This is a genomic window from Silvimonas sp. (assembly GCF_031291215.1).
Classification (GTDB): domain Bacteria; phylum Pseudomonadota; class Gammaproteobacteria; order Burkholderiales; family Chitinibacteraceae; genus Silvimonas; species Silvimonas soli.
On the sequence record NZ_JARLJK010000136.1, the window covers coordinates 75,582 to 93,857 of the forward strand.

Annotated in this window: 17 protein-coding genes; 7 read left to right on the top strand and 10 right to left on the bottom strand. The window is 57.3% G+C overall.

Annotated features, from left to right (window positions below):
- The first annotated feature begins 260 nt into the window (after positions 1-260).
- Entirely contained in the window at positions 261-455 is a 195-nt protein-coding gene (locus P4L78_RS15885) for a hypothetical protein (RefSeq protein ID WP_283149142.1), read from the top strand.
- Between the two features lie 11 nt (positions 456-466).
- Here P4L78_RS15885 and P4L78_RS15890 read toward each other — a convergent pair whose 3' ends face one another.
- Both P4L78_RS15890 and P4L78_RS15895 read right to left on the bottom strand, forming a co-directional pair.
- Positions 467-1,264 carry an enoyl-CoA hydratase-related protein gene (locus tag P4L78_RS15890; RefSeq protein ID WP_283149143.1) on the bottom strand — a complete coding sequence of 266 codons (798 nt, stop codon included), beginning with the start codon at positions 1,262-1,264 and terminating at the stop codon, positions 467-469.
- A 99-nt stretch (positions 1,265-1,363) separates the two neighbouring features.
- Entirely contained in the window at positions 1,364-1,705 is a 342-nt protein-coding gene (locus P4L78_RS15895; protein ID WP_309328842.1) for a hypothetical protein, read from the bottom strand.
- On the opposite strand from P4L78_RS15895, the gene P4L78_RS15900 reads away from it, so the two are divergent.
- From P4L78_RS15900 to P4L78_RS15920, 5 genes are all read left to right on the top strand, one after another.
- The gene (locus P4L78_RS15900; protein WP_309328844.1) at positions 1,683-2,477 is read left to right on the top strand and encodes a dienelactone hydrolase family protein; all 795 of its coding nucleotides are present in this window, start codon (positions 1,683-1,685) and stop codon (positions 2,475-2,477) included. The genes P4L78_RS15895 and P4L78_RS15900 overlap by 23 nt on opposite strands.
- Before the next feature lie 181 nt (positions 2,478-2,658).
- Entirely contained in the window at positions 2,659-3,564 is a 906-nt protein-coding gene (locus tag P4L78_RS15905; RefSeq protein ID WP_309328846.1) for a D-hexose-6-phosphate mutarotase, read from the top strand.
- Positions 3,565-3,634: 70 nt separating this feature from the next.
- The gene (ubiD, locus tag P4L78_RS15910; protein ID WP_283149146.1) at positions 3,635-5,119 is read left to right on the top strand and encodes a 4-hydroxy-3-polyprenylbenzoate decarboxylase; all 1,485 of its coding nucleotides are present in this window, start codon (positions 3,635-3,637) and stop codon (positions 5,117-5,119) included.
- A gap of 91 nt (positions 5,120-5,210) precedes the next feature.
- The gene (locus tag P4L78_RS15915) at positions 5,211-5,582 is read left to right on the top strand and encodes a DnaJ family domain-containing protein (RefSeq protein ID WP_309328849.1); all 372 of its coding nucleotides are present in this window, start codon (positions 5,211-5,213) and stop codon (positions 5,580-5,582) included.
- A gap of 33 nt (positions 5,583-5,615) precedes the next feature.
- Positions 5,616-6,497, top strand: a complete 882-nt coding sequence (locus tag P4L78_RS15920; RefSeq protein ID WP_309328851.1) for a CheR family methyltransferase — start codon at positions 5,616-5,618, stop codon at positions 6,495-6,497.
- Positions 6,498-6,565: 68 nt separating this feature from the next.
- Here the strand turns inward: P4L78_RS15920 and P4L78_RS15925 are convergent, their stop codons facing one another.
- Complete coding sequence (locus P4L78_RS15925) at positions 6,566-7,120, bottom strand: DJ-1 family glyoxalase III (protein WP_283149149.1); 555 nt, start codon at positions 7,118-7,120, stop codon at positions 6,566-6,568.
- Positions 7,121-7,158: 38 nt separating this feature from the next.
- Positions 7,159-8,583 carry a multidrug transporter subunit MdtD gene (gene mdtD, locus P4L78_RS15930; RefSeq protein ID WP_309328853.1) on the bottom strand — a complete coding sequence of 475 codons (1,425 nt, stop codon included), beginning with the start codon at positions 8,581-8,583 and terminating at the stop codon, positions 7,159-7,161.
- Positions 8,584-8,716: 133 nt separating this feature from the next.
- Between mdtD and P4L78_RS15935 the strand changes: the two genes are divergently transcribed.
- Positions 8,717-9,682: a D-2-hydroxyacid dehydrogenase gene (locus P4L78_RS15935; protein ID WP_309328856.1), complete on the top strand. Its 966-nt coding sequence runs from the start codon at positions 8,717-8,719 to the stop codon at positions 9,680-9,682.
- Positions 9,683-9,703: 21 nt separating this feature from the next.
- Here the strand turns inward: P4L78_RS15935 and P4L78_RS15940 are convergent, their stop codons facing one another.
- The 6 genes from P4L78_RS15940 to P4L78_RS15965 form a co-directional block, all read right to left on the bottom strand.
- On the bottom strand, positions 9,704-10,222 hold the full coding sequence (locus P4L78_RS15940) for a GNAT family N-acetyltransferase (RefSeq protein WP_309328858.1): 519 nt from the start codon (positions 10,220-10,222) through the stop codon (positions 9,704-9,706).
- Positions 10,223-10,353: 131 nt separating this feature from the next.
- Complete coding sequence (gene lysA, locus P4L78_RS15945; RefSeq protein WP_309328860.1) at positions 10,354-11,595, bottom strand: diaminopimelate decarboxylase; 1,242 nt, start codon at positions 11,593-11,595, stop codon at positions 10,354-10,356.
- Positions 11,596-11,723: 128 nt separating this feature from the next.
- The gene (locus tag P4L78_RS15950; RefSeq protein ID WP_309328862.1) at positions 11,724-13,415 is read right to left on the bottom strand and encodes a sensor domain-containing diguanylate cyclase; all 1,692 of its coding nucleotides are present in this window, start codon (positions 13,413-13,415) and stop codon (positions 11,724-11,726) included.
- A gap of 254 nt (positions 13,416-13,669) precedes the next feature.
- On the bottom strand, positions 13,670-14,065 hold the full coding sequence (locus P4L78_RS15955; RefSeq protein WP_309328864.1) for a hypothetical protein: 396 nt from the start codon (positions 14,063-14,065) through the stop codon (positions 13,670-13,672).
- Positions 14,066-14,223: 158 nt separating this feature from the next.
- Complete coding sequence (gene alaS, locus P4L78_RS15960; protein ID WP_309328865.1) at positions 14,224-16,854, bottom strand: alanine--tRNA ligase; 2,631 nt, start codon at positions 16,852-16,854, stop codon at positions 14,224-14,226.
- Between the two features lie 81 nt (positions 16,855-16,935).
- On the bottom strand, positions 16,936-18,153 hold the full coding sequence (locus P4L78_RS15965; RefSeq protein ID WP_309328867.1) for a Bcr/CflA family multidrug efflux MFS transporter: 1,218 nt from the start codon (positions 18,151-18,153) through the stop codon (positions 16,936-16,938).
- Between the last annotated feature and the right edge of the window lie 123 nt (positions 18,154-18,276).

The following is an 18,276-nucleotide window of genomic DNA, read 5'->3' on the forward strand; positions in this document are numbered from 1 at the left end:
ACGGCGATTACGTCGTTTCAGGAAAGCGGGCTACGGCCCGCTTTTTTTATTGCGCTATTGCACCTTTCTTTTATTAGCGGAAAAAATCAGCTAGCAGACAGCGAAAATTCGTTTGGCATGACTTTGGTCGATTTGTCGCGTCTTATGTGCAACAAATGTTGATCTTTGCCAAAAGGGGATTGAATTTTTGCGGGTTCGGGCGGATATATCAAATTGAGAGATCGGTGTGATTTCTCTACCCGCTTACGGAGGTTAAAACCATGATGGCAATGTATGACATGGAATCGGGTGCAAGCGTGATGGAACCGGGGCAGGATTGGTCCGATCGCGTGCAGACTGTGGCAAACCTCCAGCACAATCCACTGCCGATGGCGGCATTGCGATTGTTGACGATAGAAGAAGCGATGGCCAGTTCAAAACAGCAGGTTTCCCGACCTGCCTGGCCGCAGACTTGATCCAGTTTGGTCTAGTCCACATTGGGCACCCAGTTGGGTGCCCTGTTTTCACCTAACGCTGCAATTCCTTCCCGAGCCTCTTCGCGTGTACGCATGTGCGCAATACGATGGGCGCTATCCGAGAGTAGTGAATCATCAATTGGCCGATAGGCTACCGTGGCGATCAGCCGCTTTGCCGAAGCAACCGCATGCGGGCCGTTCAACAGCAAATGGTCGATCCAGGTGCTGACTTGCTCGCTCGCTAATGCAGAGGTCGCCACTTCTTCATGCACCAATCCGTAGCGCCAGGCTGCTGCGGTAGAAAAGCGCTCTCCCGTAAGAAAATAACGCCTGGCGGCACTAGTCCCAATTTTGGCAACGATATACGGCCCGATAATTGCCGGAACCAGCCCTAGTCGCGTTTCGGGCATACAGAACCAGCTGTCTTGTGTGGCCACCACCAGATCACAACAAGCGGCGATGCCGACGCCAACGCCTATGGCAGGGCCTTCCACCGCAGCAATAACCGGGGCAGGGAAGCGGTCCAGCGACTGCATCATGCGTGCCAGACGCAGCGCCTGTTCGAAATTGTCGTGTTGCTCTTCGTTATTGGTATGGGCTAACCAGCGCAAATCGTTGCCCGAACAGAATATTTCACCCTCGGCCCGCAAGATCAGTGCACGCAAATGCAGGTTTTGCGCCAGTGCTGCGAGTGATGCCGTCATTTCGGCGACAAAGACCTCATCAACCGGATTGCGGCTTTCCGGGCGGGATAAGGTGATTGTGGCAATCCCTGCCTGATCCATTTCCAACCGGATGGAGTCGCTCATGCCGCAGTCCTTACAAAAAGTCGGTGGGGCTGGGTAGGTCTACCTCATTGATTTAGCGTATAAAACGAATGATTTCCAGCAGCATTTTATTTGCACCAATTATGCCGGTGTCAAAATCACACATTCAGTTACATGCCCCATTGTGATACAGTTCGCCGCTAAATCCCGGCCCGCCTTGATACTATGCATGCCCTTGGCACTCATTGATCCGCATGCATTGCCTGGCACCCATTCTGATACGGTTTGCGGCAACGGCTTGACGTCCCTTGCACGCTTACCTTTTGCATGTTTTGTTTCAATTGTGACTAATGCAATGAGGTTGTGGTTTTTCCCTGCCGTTCTGGCTTTTTTCTGTTCTTTGCTGCTGACCAGCGCGCCAGCAAGGGCTAATCGCGTTGAAATCCCCGGCGTGGGTGGCGTGACGTTGATTGCCGAATACACCGCCCCGCCAGCCGGAGGCACCAACGCCCCTGGCATGTTATTGCTGCACGACTGCGGCGGTTTGTGGGCCAAGCCCGGAGTCATGGCTGCGCGCCCGGCGCGTATGGCGAGCTTGCTGCAAGAACTCGGTTATGGCGTGTTGATGGTCGACAGCTTTGGCTCCCGCGGTGTGCGTGAGGTCTGTACGACTCCGGGCCATGATCGACAAATCAATGTACAGCGCCGTGCCGAAGATGCGCAGCGCGCCATCAACTGGCTGAAGGCCCGCAAGGAAATCGACAGTAGCCGTATTGCCGTATTGGGCTGGTCACAAGGTGCGACTACCGTTTTATCGCTGATGAATGCGGACAATCCTGGCGTGCGCGCGGCGGTGGCGTTTTACCCTTCCTGTGCACCCTTTCTGAAAGGCAACCAGCGTTATCAGCCGGCCGCGCCAACCTTGATGCTGGCGGGCGAAGCGGATGACTGGACGCCCGTTGAACCGTGTCGTGAGCTGGTAGCGCGCTCGGGCATGGATACTTTCCGCCTGGTTAGCTATCCCGAGGTATTTCACGATTTTGACGATCCGGGTGTCGACGTTCATGTGCGCCGGGATATCCCGAACGAAGCGCATCCAGGGCAGGGCGTGACGGTTGGTTTTAACCAGGCCGCAACCGACGATGCTTATCGTCGGGTGTTCAAATGGTGCTCGCGCTGGCTTGATCCGTTTCACACTTATCCCTATGAACAGCGTACTTCGCGCGCGCCGACCCCCACTCCGGTCAAACACTAGTCTTTGAATTGTTGCCGACCTTGCCATAATGCAAGTTCGGCAATTGCGTTTCTGGTGCCGTGTGCGCGATCATCTACGACCTCGGCGACAGTCCCGACTGGACTATCGTTTTTCCCCACTGCGTAGCTGGGTTGCAGCCGGTGCCACGGCCAGCCAGTAACGCCCTGCAGGAGCAGCAGCAATGAGTGTTAGCCAAGCCGAACAGCAAATCCTGAATTCTGTGCCAGGTCTCTCCATCGGTTCTTCCGTCGGCCGTTACGGCGGTGCCGGGCTGGATTTGCTGACCGTCGAGAACCCGGCTGGTCACGCGGTCATCGCCCTGCAAGGCGCGCACGTTGTTTCTTTTGTTCCGGCAGCAGCTAAGGATGTGTTGTGGATCTCGCCGAATGCCGTATTTGCGCCGGGCGAAGCCATTCGCGGCGGTATTCCGCTGTGCCTGCCCTGGTTTGGCGCCAAGCCACAAGAGCCGGATGCGCCCAAGCACGGTTTTGCCCGCAATGAAGTCTGGACCCTCATTGAAGCTTCGGTTGAAGCGGACACCACCCGCGTGGTGCTGGAATTGCGCGACAATGCCGTATCACACGCTTTGTGGGATCACGCTTTTGTTTATCGTCTGGCCGTAACCGTCGGCAAAACCCTGCATCTGGATTTGCAGATTCAGCATTTGGGCACCACACCACAGTTGCACTCCGTGGCGCTGCATACCTACTTCGACGTGGGTGATGTAACCCAGGCGGTGATTACCGGTCTGGATGGCACCACCTATATCGATACCACACAGGACAGCAAGCCGCGCTTCGCGCAAACCGGTGCGGTACAACTGTCGGGGCCGACTGATCGTGTTTACCTGAATGTCCCGCAATACCAGGACATCAAGACGCCTGACCGTACCTTGAAAATCGATAGCCAGGACACGCATTGCGCTGTGGTCTGGAATGCGTGGCACAACGCGGACAAGATTGCCGATATCGGTCCGGGTAACTATGTCGGCTACCTGTGTGTCGAGCGTGCGGATGCCTGGGAATATTCTCCAACTTTGCAACCGGGCGAAACTTATCGCGCCAGCATGACGCTTTCGGTCGCGTAATCGTAGAATAGCGTTTTGTGTACCCGGCGGGCCGCAAACAGCGGCCCGCATTTTTTGTAGCTGGAGTCTCATGCAATACCGTGACCTGCGCGATTTCATGGCGCAACTTGAAAAACAGGGCGAACTCAAGCGCGTTACCGTACCGGTATCACCGATTCTGGAAATGACCGAAATCTGTGATCGCGCATTGCGCGCGGCTGGTCCGGCCATTTTGTTTGAGAACGTGCCAGGTTCGCAGATGCCGGTATTGGGCAATCTGTTCGGTACACCGCGCCGCGTGGCGCTGGGCATGGGTGCAAACGACGTAGGCGCGTTGCGTGAGATCGGCAAGACCTTGGCCTACCTGAAAGAGCCGGAGCCGCCCAAGGGCCTGCGCGATGCCTGGGACAAGCTGCCACTTCTTAAACAAGTTTTGAACATGGTGCCCAAAGAAGTGCGTAAGGCACCATGCCAGCAAAACGTGATTGAAGGTCCGGATGTCGATCTGGCGCGCATTCCGGTACAGCATTGCTGGCCAGGAGATGTTGCTCCGTTGATTACCTGGGGTCTGGTGGTCACCCGAGGCCCGCAGAAAAAACGCCAGAATCTGGGGATTTATCGTCAGCAAGTCATTGGCCGCAACAAGGTCATCATGCGCTGGCTGGCCCATCGCGGCGGTGCGCTGGATTTTCGCGAATTCGCCAAGGCCAACCCGGGCAAGCCATTCCCAATCGCCGTGGTCTTGGGCTGCGACCCGGCCACTATTCTCGGGGCAGTCACGCCAGTACCCGATACGCTCAGCGAATACCAGTTTGCCGGTCTGCTGCGTGGCTCCAAAACCGAAGTGACGCAGTGCATCGGCAGCGATTTGCAGGTGCCTGCCACCGCCGAGATCGTACTGGAAGGGCATATCTATCCGGATGCTGGCCATGCTTCGGGCTACGAACATGCACTGGAAGGGCCATACGGCGACCACACCGGCTATTACAACGAGCAAGACTGGTTTCCGGTATTCACCATCGACCGCATCACCCAGCGTGATAACCCGATTTACCACAGTACGTACACTGGCAAACCGCCAGACGAACCGGCGGTGCTTGGGGTCGCGCTGAACGAAGTTTTTGTGCCTATTCTGCAAAAGCAGTTTCCGGAAATCGTCGACTTTTACCTGCCGCCAGAAGGTTGCAGCTACCGTATGGCGATTGTGTCGATACGCAAGCAATATCCGGGGCATGCCAAGCGTATTCTGTTTGGCGTCTGGTCGTTTTTGCGGCAGTTCATGTACACCAAGTTCATCGTCGTGGTGGATGAAGATGTTGATACGCGCGACTGGAAAGAAGTCATCTGGGCCATTACCACGCGCATGGACCCGGTGCGCGACGTCACGCTGGTCGAGAATACGCCCATTGATTATCTCGACTTTGCCTCGCCGGTCAGCGGTTTGGGCGGCAAGATGGGGCTGGATGCCACCAACAAGTGGCCAGGCGAAACCAGCCGCGAATGGGGTCGGCCCATCGAGAAAGACCCGGCCGTGGTGGCGCGGGTGGACGCTTTGTGGCAAGAACTCGGTTTGTGATGGTGGTTGATGCGGCGCGGGCGTGAGGCCATCGCTCGCCGGTCGCAATCAACTGAATCGGCAAAGATCAGGAGTCGGCAAAGGTCAGCGTATGTGGTTTCTGACTGAATTGGCGGAGCGCAGAATTGCCCAGGCGCTCGACAATGGCGAGCTGGATAATCTGCCCGGCGCAGGCCAGCCATTGCCGGGGGAAGATTTCGACCCCTTGGTGCCTGAGCATCAACGTATGGCCTGGCGGGTATTGAAGAATAGCGGTTACCTGCCGCCCGAACTGGAAATGCACAAAGAAGCGGTTGATCTTGCATTGCGGCTGGCCACCGCCGATACAGAGATAGATACAGATCAACTGATGCGGCTCGAACAATTGAATGTACTGTTGGCGCAAACCGGCCATCGTGGCCTGTGTGTGCCGAATGAATACCTGGCAAAAATCAGCGAACGCCTGGCGCGGCGTCATCCTTGACCTCGTGCATAACCTCTGTGAATAAAGCGACCCATGCTCAATAACACGCCACGTGAATTTGCTTTTACCGAACAGGACTTCGAAAAAGTCCGGGTGATGATTTACAACTATGCGGGTATTGCGCTGACACCAGCCAAGCACGACATGGTGTACGGCCGACTGGCGCGGCGGTTGCGTGCTTTGGGCTTGCGCACATTCAATGAGTATTTGCAGGTGCTCGATCGTGGCGACAGCAAAGAATTCGAGCTGTTTGCCAATTCGCTGACCACCAATCTGACCTCGTTTTTCCGCGAATCGCATCACTTTCCGATGCTGGCGGATCATCTCAAGGCGCAACGCAGCAGCGGCGTACTGAATCTGTGGTGTTCGGCCTCCAGCACGGGTGAAGAAGCTTATTCGATGGCAATTACCGCGTGCGAAGCTTTCGATTCGCTGCGCCCGCCGGTGCATATCATCGCCACCGATCTGGATACTGGCGTGCTGGAAACGGCAAAGCAGGGTATTTACGGCGCTGATGAAGTTGAAAAGCTGGAAGGGCAGCGCGCCAAACGCTATTTCGAGAAGCAAAGCGATGGCCGCTATCGGGTGCGTCAGGAACTGCGCGACATGATCGTGTACCGCAAGGTCAATCTGATGGAGCCCAACTGGCCCATTCGCGGCCCGCTGGATGCCATTTTTTGCCGTAACGTCATGATCTATTTCGATAAACCGACGCAGCTAAAGGTGCTGCAGCGCTTTGCGCCACTGCTCAAGCCCGACGGTTTGTTGTTTGTGGGGCACTCAGAGAATCTCTATCACGCTGCCGATATCTTCAAGTTGCGCAACAAAACCGTATACGAGCGTGTGATTAGCGGCACCCCCGCGCCGGGCCCGGCGACCATGGCTCGTCCTGGTAGCAGCGGTTTTTCACGTTAAGCCGGTTTGGGTTTGAGTTGGCGCGCCGGTAAGTCTTGCGCAGCGTCAGCCTGGCAATTCCGATCGGGCTACAAGAACAACATGGCGCGCCCCACCTTGCGCGCCTGATCTTCTCCGGCCAACTGGCGCACCAGATCCAGCGCAAACAGGCTGGCGGTGCCTGCGCCACGCGAGGTGGTGATCGGCCCATCGTTCACCACATTGTGTCCCCACACTTGGGCTTTGCCCTCAATCAACACGGATTCACAACCCGGAAAGCACGTGGCCTGGCGCCCGGCAAGAATACCCGCCCTGGCCAGCACCATGGGCGCGGCACAGATCGCCGCCACCTTGCGTTCTGCCGCCAGATGAGCTTGCAGGCGTGGAATCAATTCGGTCTTTTTGAGCAAGGCCTGCGTGCCCGGGCCGCCACCAGGCAAGATGATGGCATCGGCAAACAAGCCGTGCGCACCGGCAAATGGGATATCCGCTTGCACTGTGATGCCGTGGGCGCCCGTTACTGCCTGGACGTCGTCCAGTGCCACCATCAGCACTTTGATATCCGCGCGGCGCAGAATGTCGACTATCGTCACCAGTTCTACTTCCTCAAACCCCGGCGCCACATAAACGTGCGCTGTCTTCATGTTGTTCTCCTTGTCGATCTGCTCAAAACCTCAGTCCGCTACATCTCGCTCGTAGCATGTTCTTTGACGATACCGACGCTGCCTGCATTGGGTGACAGTTGCAGAAAAATGGCAGCTGCCAGTATCGACATCACCCCGACGCATAGAAAAGTATAGTGAAACGAACTCAGAACCTGGAACGGATCAGGGCGGTTGTATTCAGAAACGAAGCCCTGCAGTAAAGCGGCCGCAGCAGCGACCCCCAAGCTGACTGATAATTGCATGACCACCGACAGCAAACTGTTGCCACTGCTGGTATCCGCCTCGCTCAGATCAATCAGCGTCACCGTATTCATGGCGGTGAACTGCAACGAGTTGACAGCCCCGAAGACCGCCAGTTGGGCCAGTAAAAACGGGTAGGGCGTGTCTGCCCCGACGGTGGCGAAGCTAGCAATCAGTGCGCCCAGCAGCAAGGTATTGACGGTGAGCAGCTTGCGATAGCCAAAACGCTCGATCAACCGCCGCGCCAGCGCTTTGGCGAACATGGCAAAGATAGCGGTGGGGATCATGGTCATCCCCGCTGTGGATGGCGAGAAGCCCAGGCCAATCTGCAATAGCAATGGCATCAGAAAAGGCATGGCCCCACTCCCCAGCCGGGCAAACACGTTGCCCAGAATCCCCACTGCATAGGTATGTGTGTGGAACAGCGTCAGGCTGAAAATGGGATGTTCCTGGCGCGCCGCATGCAGCCAGTAAGCGGCCAGGCACGCTAGCCCGCCCAGCAATAACAACATCACCCGCGCGTGGGCCAGATGCAGCTCACCCAGACCTTCCAGTGAGATGGAGATCAAAACCATGGCGGCGCCAAACAGGCAAAACCCCAGGATATCAAAACGACTTTGATCCGGGCTGCGCATGTCCGGCAGGTATTTCCAGGTGGCTATACAACCAATGATCCCGACCGGAATGTTGATAAGAAAAATCCAGTGCCACGAGGCGTATTCCACCAACCAGCCGCCCAAGGTTGGCCCTACCAGCGGGCCGACCATGCCGGGCAGCGTAACAAAGCTCAAAACATCGACCAGTTCGGAACGCGGATAGGCCCGCAATATCACCAGCCGCCCAACCGGCACCATCAGCGCACCGCCTATTCCTTGCACCACGCGCGATGCGACCAGCATGCCCAGGGTGGACGATTCAGCGCACAAAAATGAACCTATGCTGAACAGCAAAATGGCGCTAAAGAAAACGCGACGGGTACCAAAGTGATCGGCTATCCAGCCCGATGCCGGAATCAGCAAAGCCACCGTCAACAGGTAGGCAATGACCACTGACTGCATGCGCAACGGGCTTTCGTTCAAGCTGGACGCCATGGAAGGCAGGGCGGTATTGAGAATCGTGCCATCCAGCATCTGCATGAAAAACGCAATGGCGACAATCCAGGGCAATAGTTTCGCAGTACGCGGGTCAAGAGCAGGCGTCATTGGCGGGCTGGTCTCAGAAAAGTTATTGAATCATTGGCGGCTGATTACTGATTCTAGACGGCAGATCGATTAATCTCTGGGGCAGTTCAGCGTGGCCGTGCCAAGCCGGTCCGTCTGGAGTGATATTCAACTGTTGCCGAGGTCTATTTTGCAGCCTGAAATCGTTTTTCTGGATCGTGAAACCTTGCCGGTAGCGGTGCGCGCAGTGACGTTGCCGCATCGCTGGGTGGAGTACCCGCAAACCGGCCGGGATGAGGTCGTTGCTCGTTTGGCCAATGCCACGGTAGCCATTACCAACAAAGTGCCACTGACCGCAGCTACCTTGGCCGCGTTGCCCACGCTCAAGCTGATTGCGGTTGCAGCTACCGGTTACAACCAGATTGATCTGGCCGCCGCTCGGGCGCATGGCGTTACCGTCTGCAATATTCGCGATTACGCAATTGCGGGCGTGGCTGAACACGCATTGATGCTGATGCTGACGCTCAAGCGCCAGTTGCTGGCTTACCGGCAGCAGGTAGCTGCTGGAGACTGGCAACGCTCCCCCTCATTCTGCGTTTTTGGCGCGACCATGCATGATCTGCATGACGCTACGCTGGTCCTGCTGGGCTCAGGTGCGCTCGCCCAGGCCACGGCCAGGCTAGCCGCGGCATTTGGCATGCGCGTGCTCTACGCCGAGCGCAAAGGCGCGGCTGAGGTGCGTGAGGGTTACGTGGCGTTCGAAGCCGCGCTGGCGCAAGCCGATGTGCTGAGTCTGCATTGCCCACTCACCGCCGAAACCCACAATGTGATCGGTGAACGTGAACTGGCGTTGATGAAAACGGATAGCGTGCTCATCAACACAGCCCGTGGCGGTCTGGTGGATGAAGTGGCGTTGCTGGCCGCGTTGCAATCCGGCCAGTTGGGTGGCGCCGCGCTGGACGTATTGGTTCAGGAGCCGCCGCGCGATGGCAATCCCTTGCTGGACATAAATCTGCCCAACCTGATCATCACCCCGCATGTGGCCTGGGCTAGCGTTGAAACCATGCAGGTGCTGGCCGGGCAGTTGATCGACAATATTGAGGGATTCTTGCTAGGCCAGCCGCGCAACGTGGTGTGCTAATCACTCAGGTACGGCCCGGTGTTAACCGGCAATCTGCATGTGATAACGCACTTTTTGCAATTCGCGGCCACCCAGGGTGACTGGGCAGGGCAAGTCTTCGCATGACATACCCATGCGCTCATAGAAGCGTCGCGCGACAGGGTTGTCTTGCAATACCCACAACGAGGCGCTGCTGAAGTCGGCCTGAGCCAACGCATGGATGGCGGCCGCAAAGAGTTGGCTGCCGATGCCACGGCGCCAGTGCTCTGGAGCCAGATAAATACCGTAAATTTCTCCAGCACTCGGCACGGCGCTGACATCACGACTGGCGCCAAAACCGGCCCAGCCTGCCAGGCTGGAACCGGATTGCGCTACCAAGACCGGATGCTGGCTGGCGGCAAGTAGTTTTTGCCAACTGTCGCAGCGTTGCCGTAGATCCATGCTGGCCAGATAGGCATCGGGCACCAACCCACGATAGGCCATTTGCCAAGCCAGAATATGGATGCGGGCGATGTCTTGGGCGTCGGTAACGCAGGCGGGTCGAATGAGCAGGGTAGGCATAGGGGCAGTTTTGTCGCAGAAGATGAGAAAGGCTCAAGCACGGAGCAAGGGTCGACAAAAAACAAAAAAGCCCCTCACGGGGCCTTTTTGTTTTGTGCTGCGTATTTATCCGGCAGCGTGCCCGTGTGGAATCAAACCGCTTCCAGGGCTAGTAGTTCGGCAATAGTCTGACGGCGACGAATCAGTGTGACCTTGTCGCCATCCACCAGCACTTCAGGCACTAATGGGCGCGAGTTGTAATTGGACGACATACTGGCGCCATAAGCACCGGCATCGTGAAACACCATAAGATCGCCGATTTCGGCTTCCGGCAGGGCGCGGGGCGCGACAATGCCGCCGTCTTCCACCGTGAACACATCACCGGATTCGCACAGCGGGCCCGCTACTACGGTCGGGCGAATGGCGCCATCCGTGGCGCTGCCGTCGGCATGGACAATGCTGATCTCATGGAAAGAGCCATACATGGCTGGGCGCGTCAGATCGTTGAAGCCGGCATCGACCAGTACGAAGTGATTGCTGCCGACGTCTTTCTTGGCGCGCACTTCCGCCAGCAATTTGCCCGCTTCGGCCACGATAAAGCGGCCCGGTTCGATTTCCAGATGTACCGGGTGGCCGAGGAAAGCTTCGATCTGCTTGCGGGCACCGTCCCAGACGCTGAAATAGTGCTCGGTATCGATAGTATCCGCGACGTTTTCTGCGTGATACGGAATCGACAAACCGCCGCCTGCCGAAATGGCGCGGATATCGTGGCCAGACGATTTGACTTGCTCAACCATGGCATCGCACACGCGCTGCAAGTGGCTGTAATCGACGCCTGAACCAATGTGCATATGCAGGCCAACCAGATCAAGCTGGTATTTTTTGACCAGTTCAATCGCGGCGCCCAAGTGTTCATACCAGATGCCGTGCTTGCTGGATTCGCCGCCGGTATTGGTTTTACGGCTATGGCCGTGACCAAAACCGGGGTTGATCCGCAGCCATACCCGATGACCCGGGCTGGCCTGGCCCAGTTGCTCCAGCATTTGTGGCGAACCGGCATTAACCGGCACTTTCAGTTCGACGACACGGGCCAGCGTTGTGCGATCCAGAATATCGGCGGTCAGCACCATCGGACACGGCTCATCACCCACGGTATAACCCGCAGCCAATGCGCGTTCCAGTTCACCCAGCGAGACCGAATCCACCAGCACGCCTTCTGCGCGCATCAATTTCAGCAAATGCGTATTGGAATTGGCTTTTTGGGCAAAGCGCACCACATCGAAATAACGCAGTTTGGCAATGCGGTCGCGAATGACCGCTGCGTCATAGACATAACAAGGGGTACCGAACTCGGCGGCGATGCGGGCTAGCAGAGGGCCGTTGACGGGCTTCATGGATTTTCCAGTGTTTTGTTTCGATGGGCTTATAAGCAGACTTTTGCTAATTGTACATGCCAGCCCCGGATTGCATGCGCTGCAAGCTGTAACAACATGCCCAAAACGGTGCTTCAGGATTGTTCCGCCTAGCCGAGCGTGTTTTCGGATTCTGGATCCCAGATGCTGACCTGGTTACGCCCACCATTTTTGGCTGCGTACAGCGCCTGGTCGGTTTGCATGAGCGCCTGATCCAGACTCAGGTCGCGTGCCCATTCAGTGACGCCAAAACTGGCAGTAATGGGGATGTGCTTGCCGTCATTGAGCTGTACCGCCGTGTTCGCAAGGCACTCGCGCAAGCGCTCTGCCACAGCGGCCGCGCTGGCAGAGTCGGCGTCGGGCAATAGCACCACAAATTCTTCACCGCCCAGCCGCGCCATCAAATCGACTTCGCGCAGTTCCTGCAGACAGTTACGCGCCAATTGGGTCAACGCTTCATCGCCAGCGCTGTGGCCAAACAAATCATTAATCTGCTTGAAGTGATCGATATCCAGCATGACCAGGGAAAGCGGCTTGTTGCTGCGCAGGGCGCGTTTGAATTCCTGTTCAGCACTGCGCCAGAAGGCGCGCCGGTTCATCAAGCCGGTAAGCGTGTCGGTGCTGGCGAGTGCTTCCAGTTGTCGCACCAAGGCGCTGCGCTCTTCCAGCGTTGTGAGTAAATGCGTATTGGCCAAGTCCAGCATTTGCGTGCGGGCGGCGACTTCTTCTTCCAGCGATTGATTCAGTGCTGCCAGCTTGCCACGTTCGGCGTTCAGGCCCGCCACCAGATGGCGCAGCGAGGCCGAAAGGCGTTCGGTTTCGGCGTAACGCGTTTCCAGCGGAATCTCCAGTTCGCTTTCCCCGGCGCGTAAACGCTGGGCGACCTGTGCCAGCCGCAACATCGGACGGCTGATACCAGTCGCCAGCCACGCGCCCAACAGCGTGAAAATCAATGTGCCGATGGCACCAGTAATCCAGATCGCCCGCTGCAGCTGTTGTACCGGCGCGAAGGCGACGCTGGTCGGCTGGCGAACCACCACGGTCCAGCCCAGACCCTTGAAATCGCCATATCCGTGCGTAGGGACCACAGCGGTGAGATAGGTTTTGCCGTCAGGCCATGTCAGCACGTTGGCCCCCTCGGCTGCGCGGTTCAGACCGGCTGGCATCTGCCGCTGACTCTCGGGTAAACCGGAAGGTGCCAACAACACTTGGCCGCTATGCGTCAGCACAAAGGCTTGTACTCCTTGCTCATGCCGCGAAGTGGAAAACACGTTTTGCTCGCGTTCGCGGGCCCATTCCCAGGAAAGATGGGCACCCAGAACGCCCAGCAATTGATTGTGCAGGTCGTAAACCGGCGTGGAGATATCAACAAAACGCAGCGGCTCACCGCTGCTGGGTTTCGCCAGTAATTTGGCCAGCAATTTGGCCTCATGCACGTCACCGACATAAGTGCCTTGCGTGCCAGCGGCAAACCACGGGCGCTCCAGCATGCTTTTGCCTTCCAGCAAGCCTTGGGTGGCGTAGGCCAGGGTGCCGTCCGGGTTGGCAAAACCAATGAAGGCGTAAGCGGGGTAGGTTTGTTTGAGTTTTTCCAGCACAGCCTGGTTATCGGCAATCGAGCTTTGCGGATCGCGGATCTGGCGTAAAGACGAAATCACTTGCAGGTCGCGGATGCGCTGGTTGATCCCGCGATCCAGTTGCTGGCTCATTTGCGCACCCAGCTCTTGCAGTCCCGCGCTGATTTCCTGGCGCTCCCGCTCGGTGGCCAAGTGCCCCAGAATCAGCGACAGCGATATCGCCATCAATACTGCAACCGTAGCAAAGGCAAGCATCAATACCGAGCGCAGCTGTTTGCGGTGCGACGTCAAAAGGGGAGAAATAACGGCTGTCACAGAATCAGGACTCTCGACTGGGGTAGATAACAATCAAAATCAGACTTTACTGATATATCTTGATGCTGCGTAGAAAAATCATCCGCATGGGTGAGCCCGGCTGTGCCGGACTGCTGAGTGGCGCTGTCTGGTCCCGCTACGCAACGGTGAGTACAGGCAAAGGCTCAACGGTGAGCCAACTGCCAGAACGCAACAACCAGACCGATTAGCAATACCGCGCCGAGCCAGCTCAAAAGGCGCGTGCGGCGCCGTAATCCTTCGATGGCAATGACCATTTGCGCATTTTGTTCTGCCAATACCTGGATCAAACGTACCGATTCTTGCAAATCGTGCTGCAAATCGACCAGTTCGTTGCGGTTCGCTTCTGCCAGCGTTTCCAGTCGCTCCAGTCTGCCAGACTCGGTCTGGGGAACAGGTATTTGCGCTGCGGGTTCAAGCGGTGGCACCGGCTTGCTGGATTTGGAAAACAGCTTGCGGGTAGCCTCGATCAACTTCGGGGTGTTGTCGATAACTTGTCCCCACGGAATAGCTTGTACGGCAGCTAGCCAGTTAAACGGCAAGATAGAGTCCTTTCAAAGAATGCACAAACGCACTGAGGGTTACCGGCGCTTGGGCTTATTGAAGCGCCATTGAGTTCCTTGCTTAACCATAGTTTGCGGGAATAAAAAAAGCGGACATCCGGGGATGTCCGCTTTCGTGTGCCGGAGGAACCGCGCTATTACAGCTTGGCCGCTACCCAGGCAATGACACCGGCCAGTGCGCCAGCCAGGTTTTCTGGCTGTGTGCCACCGGCCTGGGCCATATCGGGACGACCGCCACCTTTACCGCCAACTTGTTGCGCAACAAAGTTGACCAGTTCACCGGCTTTGACCTTGCTGGTGAGGTCAGCGGTCACACCTGCCACCAGCGTGACTTTGCCTTCAGCGGTGCTGGCCAGCACAATCGCCGCGCTGCCCAGCTTGTCTTTGAGCTTGTCCAGTGTTTCGCGCAGGGCGGTGTTGTCGGCTCCTGGCAATTCAACGGCCAGTACTTTGGCGTTGCCGATAACGGTGGCGCTATCAGCCAGTTCGTCACCCTTGCTCGCAGCCAGTTGGCCTTTGAGTTTGGCCAGTTCTTTTTCCAGCGACTTGGCGTTGTCCTGCAGTTTTTCCAGCTTGGCCAGCAACTCACCCGGTTGTGCCTGGGCCAGTGCTGCGGCTTGTTTCAGTTCACGATCTTGCGCTTGCACAAAAGCCACTGCGTTTTCACCGGTAGTGGCTTCCACGCGGCGGATGCCGGCAGCAACGCCGCCTTCGGCCAGCACTTTGAAGAAGCCGATATCCCCGGTGCGATGCACGTGTGTACCGCCGCACAGTTCGGTGGAGAAATCGCCCATCTTCAACACGCGTACTTCGTCGCCGTACTTCTCGCCAAACAGGGCCATCGCGCCAAACTTGATGGCGTCGTCGTAGCTCATGTTGGCCACGTCGACCGGGTAGTTCTGCATCACCACGTGATTGACCAGCGATTCAATCTTCGCCAGTTCTTCCGCCGTCACCGGCTTGGGGTGGCTGAAGTCGAAACGGGTGCGTTCATTGTTGACCAGCGAACCCTTTTGTTCCACGTGCTTACCCAGTACTTCGCGCAATGCGGCGTGCAGCAAGTGAGTGGCGGAGTGGTTGCGCGCGGTAGCGTTGCGTTTATGCAGATCAACGGTGGCGGCCACGGTGTCACCTACTTTCAGGCTACCGCGTACCAGTTTGCCTTGATGGCCGAACACGTCGGCTTTCACCTTTTGCGTGTCAGTCACGTCAAACAAACCATCCAGACCGCCATTGGCAGCGATCTCACCGGTATCGCCCGCCTGGCCGCCAGATTCAGCGTAGAACGGGGTGTGATCCAGCACCACCACGCCATCATCACCGGCGTTCAGTTGTTGCACTGCCTCGTTACCGCGGTACAGCGCAATGATCCTGGCATCGCGGCTGGTTTCGTCGTAACCGTGGAAATGACTGGCTTCGCCGTCATAAGCCAAGCCGGCAGTCATCTTGAACTGGCCAGCGGCTTTGGATTGTTGGCGTTGTGCTTCCAGCGCTTTCTCGAAGCCTTCCATATCCACGGTGACATTGCGCTCGCGGCACACGTCAGCGGTCAAGTCGATCGGAAAGCCAAAGGTATCGGCCAGCATGAAGGCGGTTGCGCCTTCCAGTACCGTCTTGCCGCCAGCCAGCGCGCCATCCAGCAACGCCATACCGTTTTCCAGTGTGCGGCTGAACAGTTCTTCTTCTTGCTTGAGCGCGTCTTCAATGGAGCTCTGGCGCTGGCGCAGTTCCGGATAGGCATCGCCCATCAGTTCGGCCAGCTTGGCCACCAGCGTATAGAAGAACAGACCCTTCTGGCCCAGCTTGTAACCATGGCGAATCGCGCGGCGGATAATCCGGCGCAGCACGTAACCACGGCCATCGTTCGACGGCAACACGCCATCGGCAATCAGGAAGGAACAGGCGCGAATGTGATCGGCGATCACTTTCAGCGACGGTGTTTCCTGGTTGTACGGCACGCCAGTGGCTTTGGCTGCGGCTTGCAGCAGATCCACAAACAGGTCGATCTCGTAGTTGGCATGCACGTGTTGCATGACTGCCGAGATACGCTCCAGACCCATGCCGGTATCAACCGATGGCTTGGGCAGCGGATGCAGCGTGCCGGTTTCATCCCGGTTGAACTGCATGAACACGTTGTTCCAGATCTCAATGTAACGATCGCCGTCTTCTTCTGGCGAGCCAGGAGGGCCACCCCAGATGCCTTCGCCGTGATCGTAGAAAATTTCGGTACATGGGCCGCATGGGCCGGTGTCGCCCATGGTCCAGAAGTTATCCGATGCGTACGGCGCGCCTTTGTTGTCGCCGATACGGATCATGCGCTCGGCCGGGATGCCGACACCCTTGTGCCAGATGTCATAGGCTTCGTCGTCCGACGCGTAGACGGTCACCCACAGTTTTTCTTTGGGCAGGTTCAGCCATTGCGCACTGGTCAGGAATTCCCACGCGTATTTGATCGCGTCTTCTTTGAAGTAATCACCAAAGCTGAAATTGCCCAGCATTTCAAAGAAGGTGTGGTGGCGGGCGGTGTAGCCCACGTTTTCCAGATCGTTGTGCTTGCCACCGGCGCGTACACACTTTTGCGAAGTGGTGGCGCGGGTATAAGCGCGCTTGTCGAACCCCAGGAACACGTCCTTGAACTGGTTCATGCCGGCGTTGGTAAACAACAGCGTCGGGTCATTGGCGGGAATCAACGACGAAGAAGCCACAATCTGGTGGCCCTTCGAGGCGAAGAAATCGAGGTATTTCTGCCGGATTTCAGCGGATTTCATAGTCGGGGACGTGTTCGCGCGTTATATGGGTAACCGCCGATTGTAAACAAAAGCGCGGCGCGCGAACAGGCAACCGATGTGCTAGGCCTTTTGCCGCATTACCAGGGTGCGGTGAATCAGCCACGCGCCCACGCCACAAACGCACATCAGTGTTGCCAACGGCTTGGCGCTGGGGTCCTGCCAGGCGCCCATCAAGGTGCCGACGACAGTGGCCAGGGTGAATTGCAAACTACCCATCAAGGCCGATGCCAGCCCGGCACGGCTGCCATGATGTTTGAGCGCGGCAGCCGACCCGTTGGGGCTGATAAACCCAAGGCTGCCGACAAAGCAGAACAGCCCGAGCAGCAAGACCGGCAGTGCATCGAAACCCAGCCATGCGCTGACAGCCAGCAACAAGCCCGCCAGCAAGGGCGCCCACAAAGCGCGTCGCAGCAAAGTGTCCAGATCATTGGCTTTGAGAAAACGGCTATTGAGTTGCGAAGCCAGAATCAAACCAAAGGCATTGCTCCCGAATACCCAGCCAAAATGTTCCGGCGCAATGCCGTGCAGCGTAATCAGCACATAAGGCGAGCCGGTGATATACGCAAACATGCCCGCGCTGGCCAGACCGGAGCACAGCGTGTAACCCAGAAACCAGCGATCCCGCAGTAACTGACCATAACCCTTGAGCACGCCACCAAAATGCATTGGAGCGGCCTTTTTGTGGTCCACGGTTTCGGTCAGTCCAAAGTGAATACCCGTCAGGCAGATCAAACCAAAGCCGACCAACACGCCAAACAGCGCACGCCAGCTCAGATGGATCACCAGCCAGCCGCCCAGCAATGGCGCCAGAATGGGCGCCAGGCCCATTACCAGCATCAGCAGCGAAAAGATGCGCGCGGCTTCTTGTGGCTCGCAGCGATCACGCACAATGGCGCGACAGATCACCATACCGGTGCAGCCGCCTAACGCTTGCAAAAAGCGGCACAGGATTAGCATTTCGATACTGTGCGACAACATGCAACCCACGCTGGCCAAGGCGTAGAGCGCCATCCCGAAGTACAACGGCGGCTTGCGCCCGAAACGATCCGATAACGGCCCGTAAATCAGTTGCCCCAGTGCCAGGCCAATGAAAAAACTGGCCAGCGTCCATTGCACCGCGCCAGCACTGGCCTGCAGGCTTTGCTGAATGGCCGGAAAGCTCGGTAAGTACATATCGATCGACATCGGGCCGATGGCGGTCAGTGTGCCCAGTAAAAGAATCGCCCCGATAGAAAGCGGTTGGCGTTGCGCGGGTGTGCTGGGTGCGGTGGTGGTCATGAGTCTTCAGAATGTCTGGTACAGGTTTATGCGAGAGCTACGGCTACGGGCGGGCGTTGATTCGCATCCGCTGTAAAAATCAAAACCTGCCCGGGGCTATCCCGGACAGGTTTAGGTAATGGC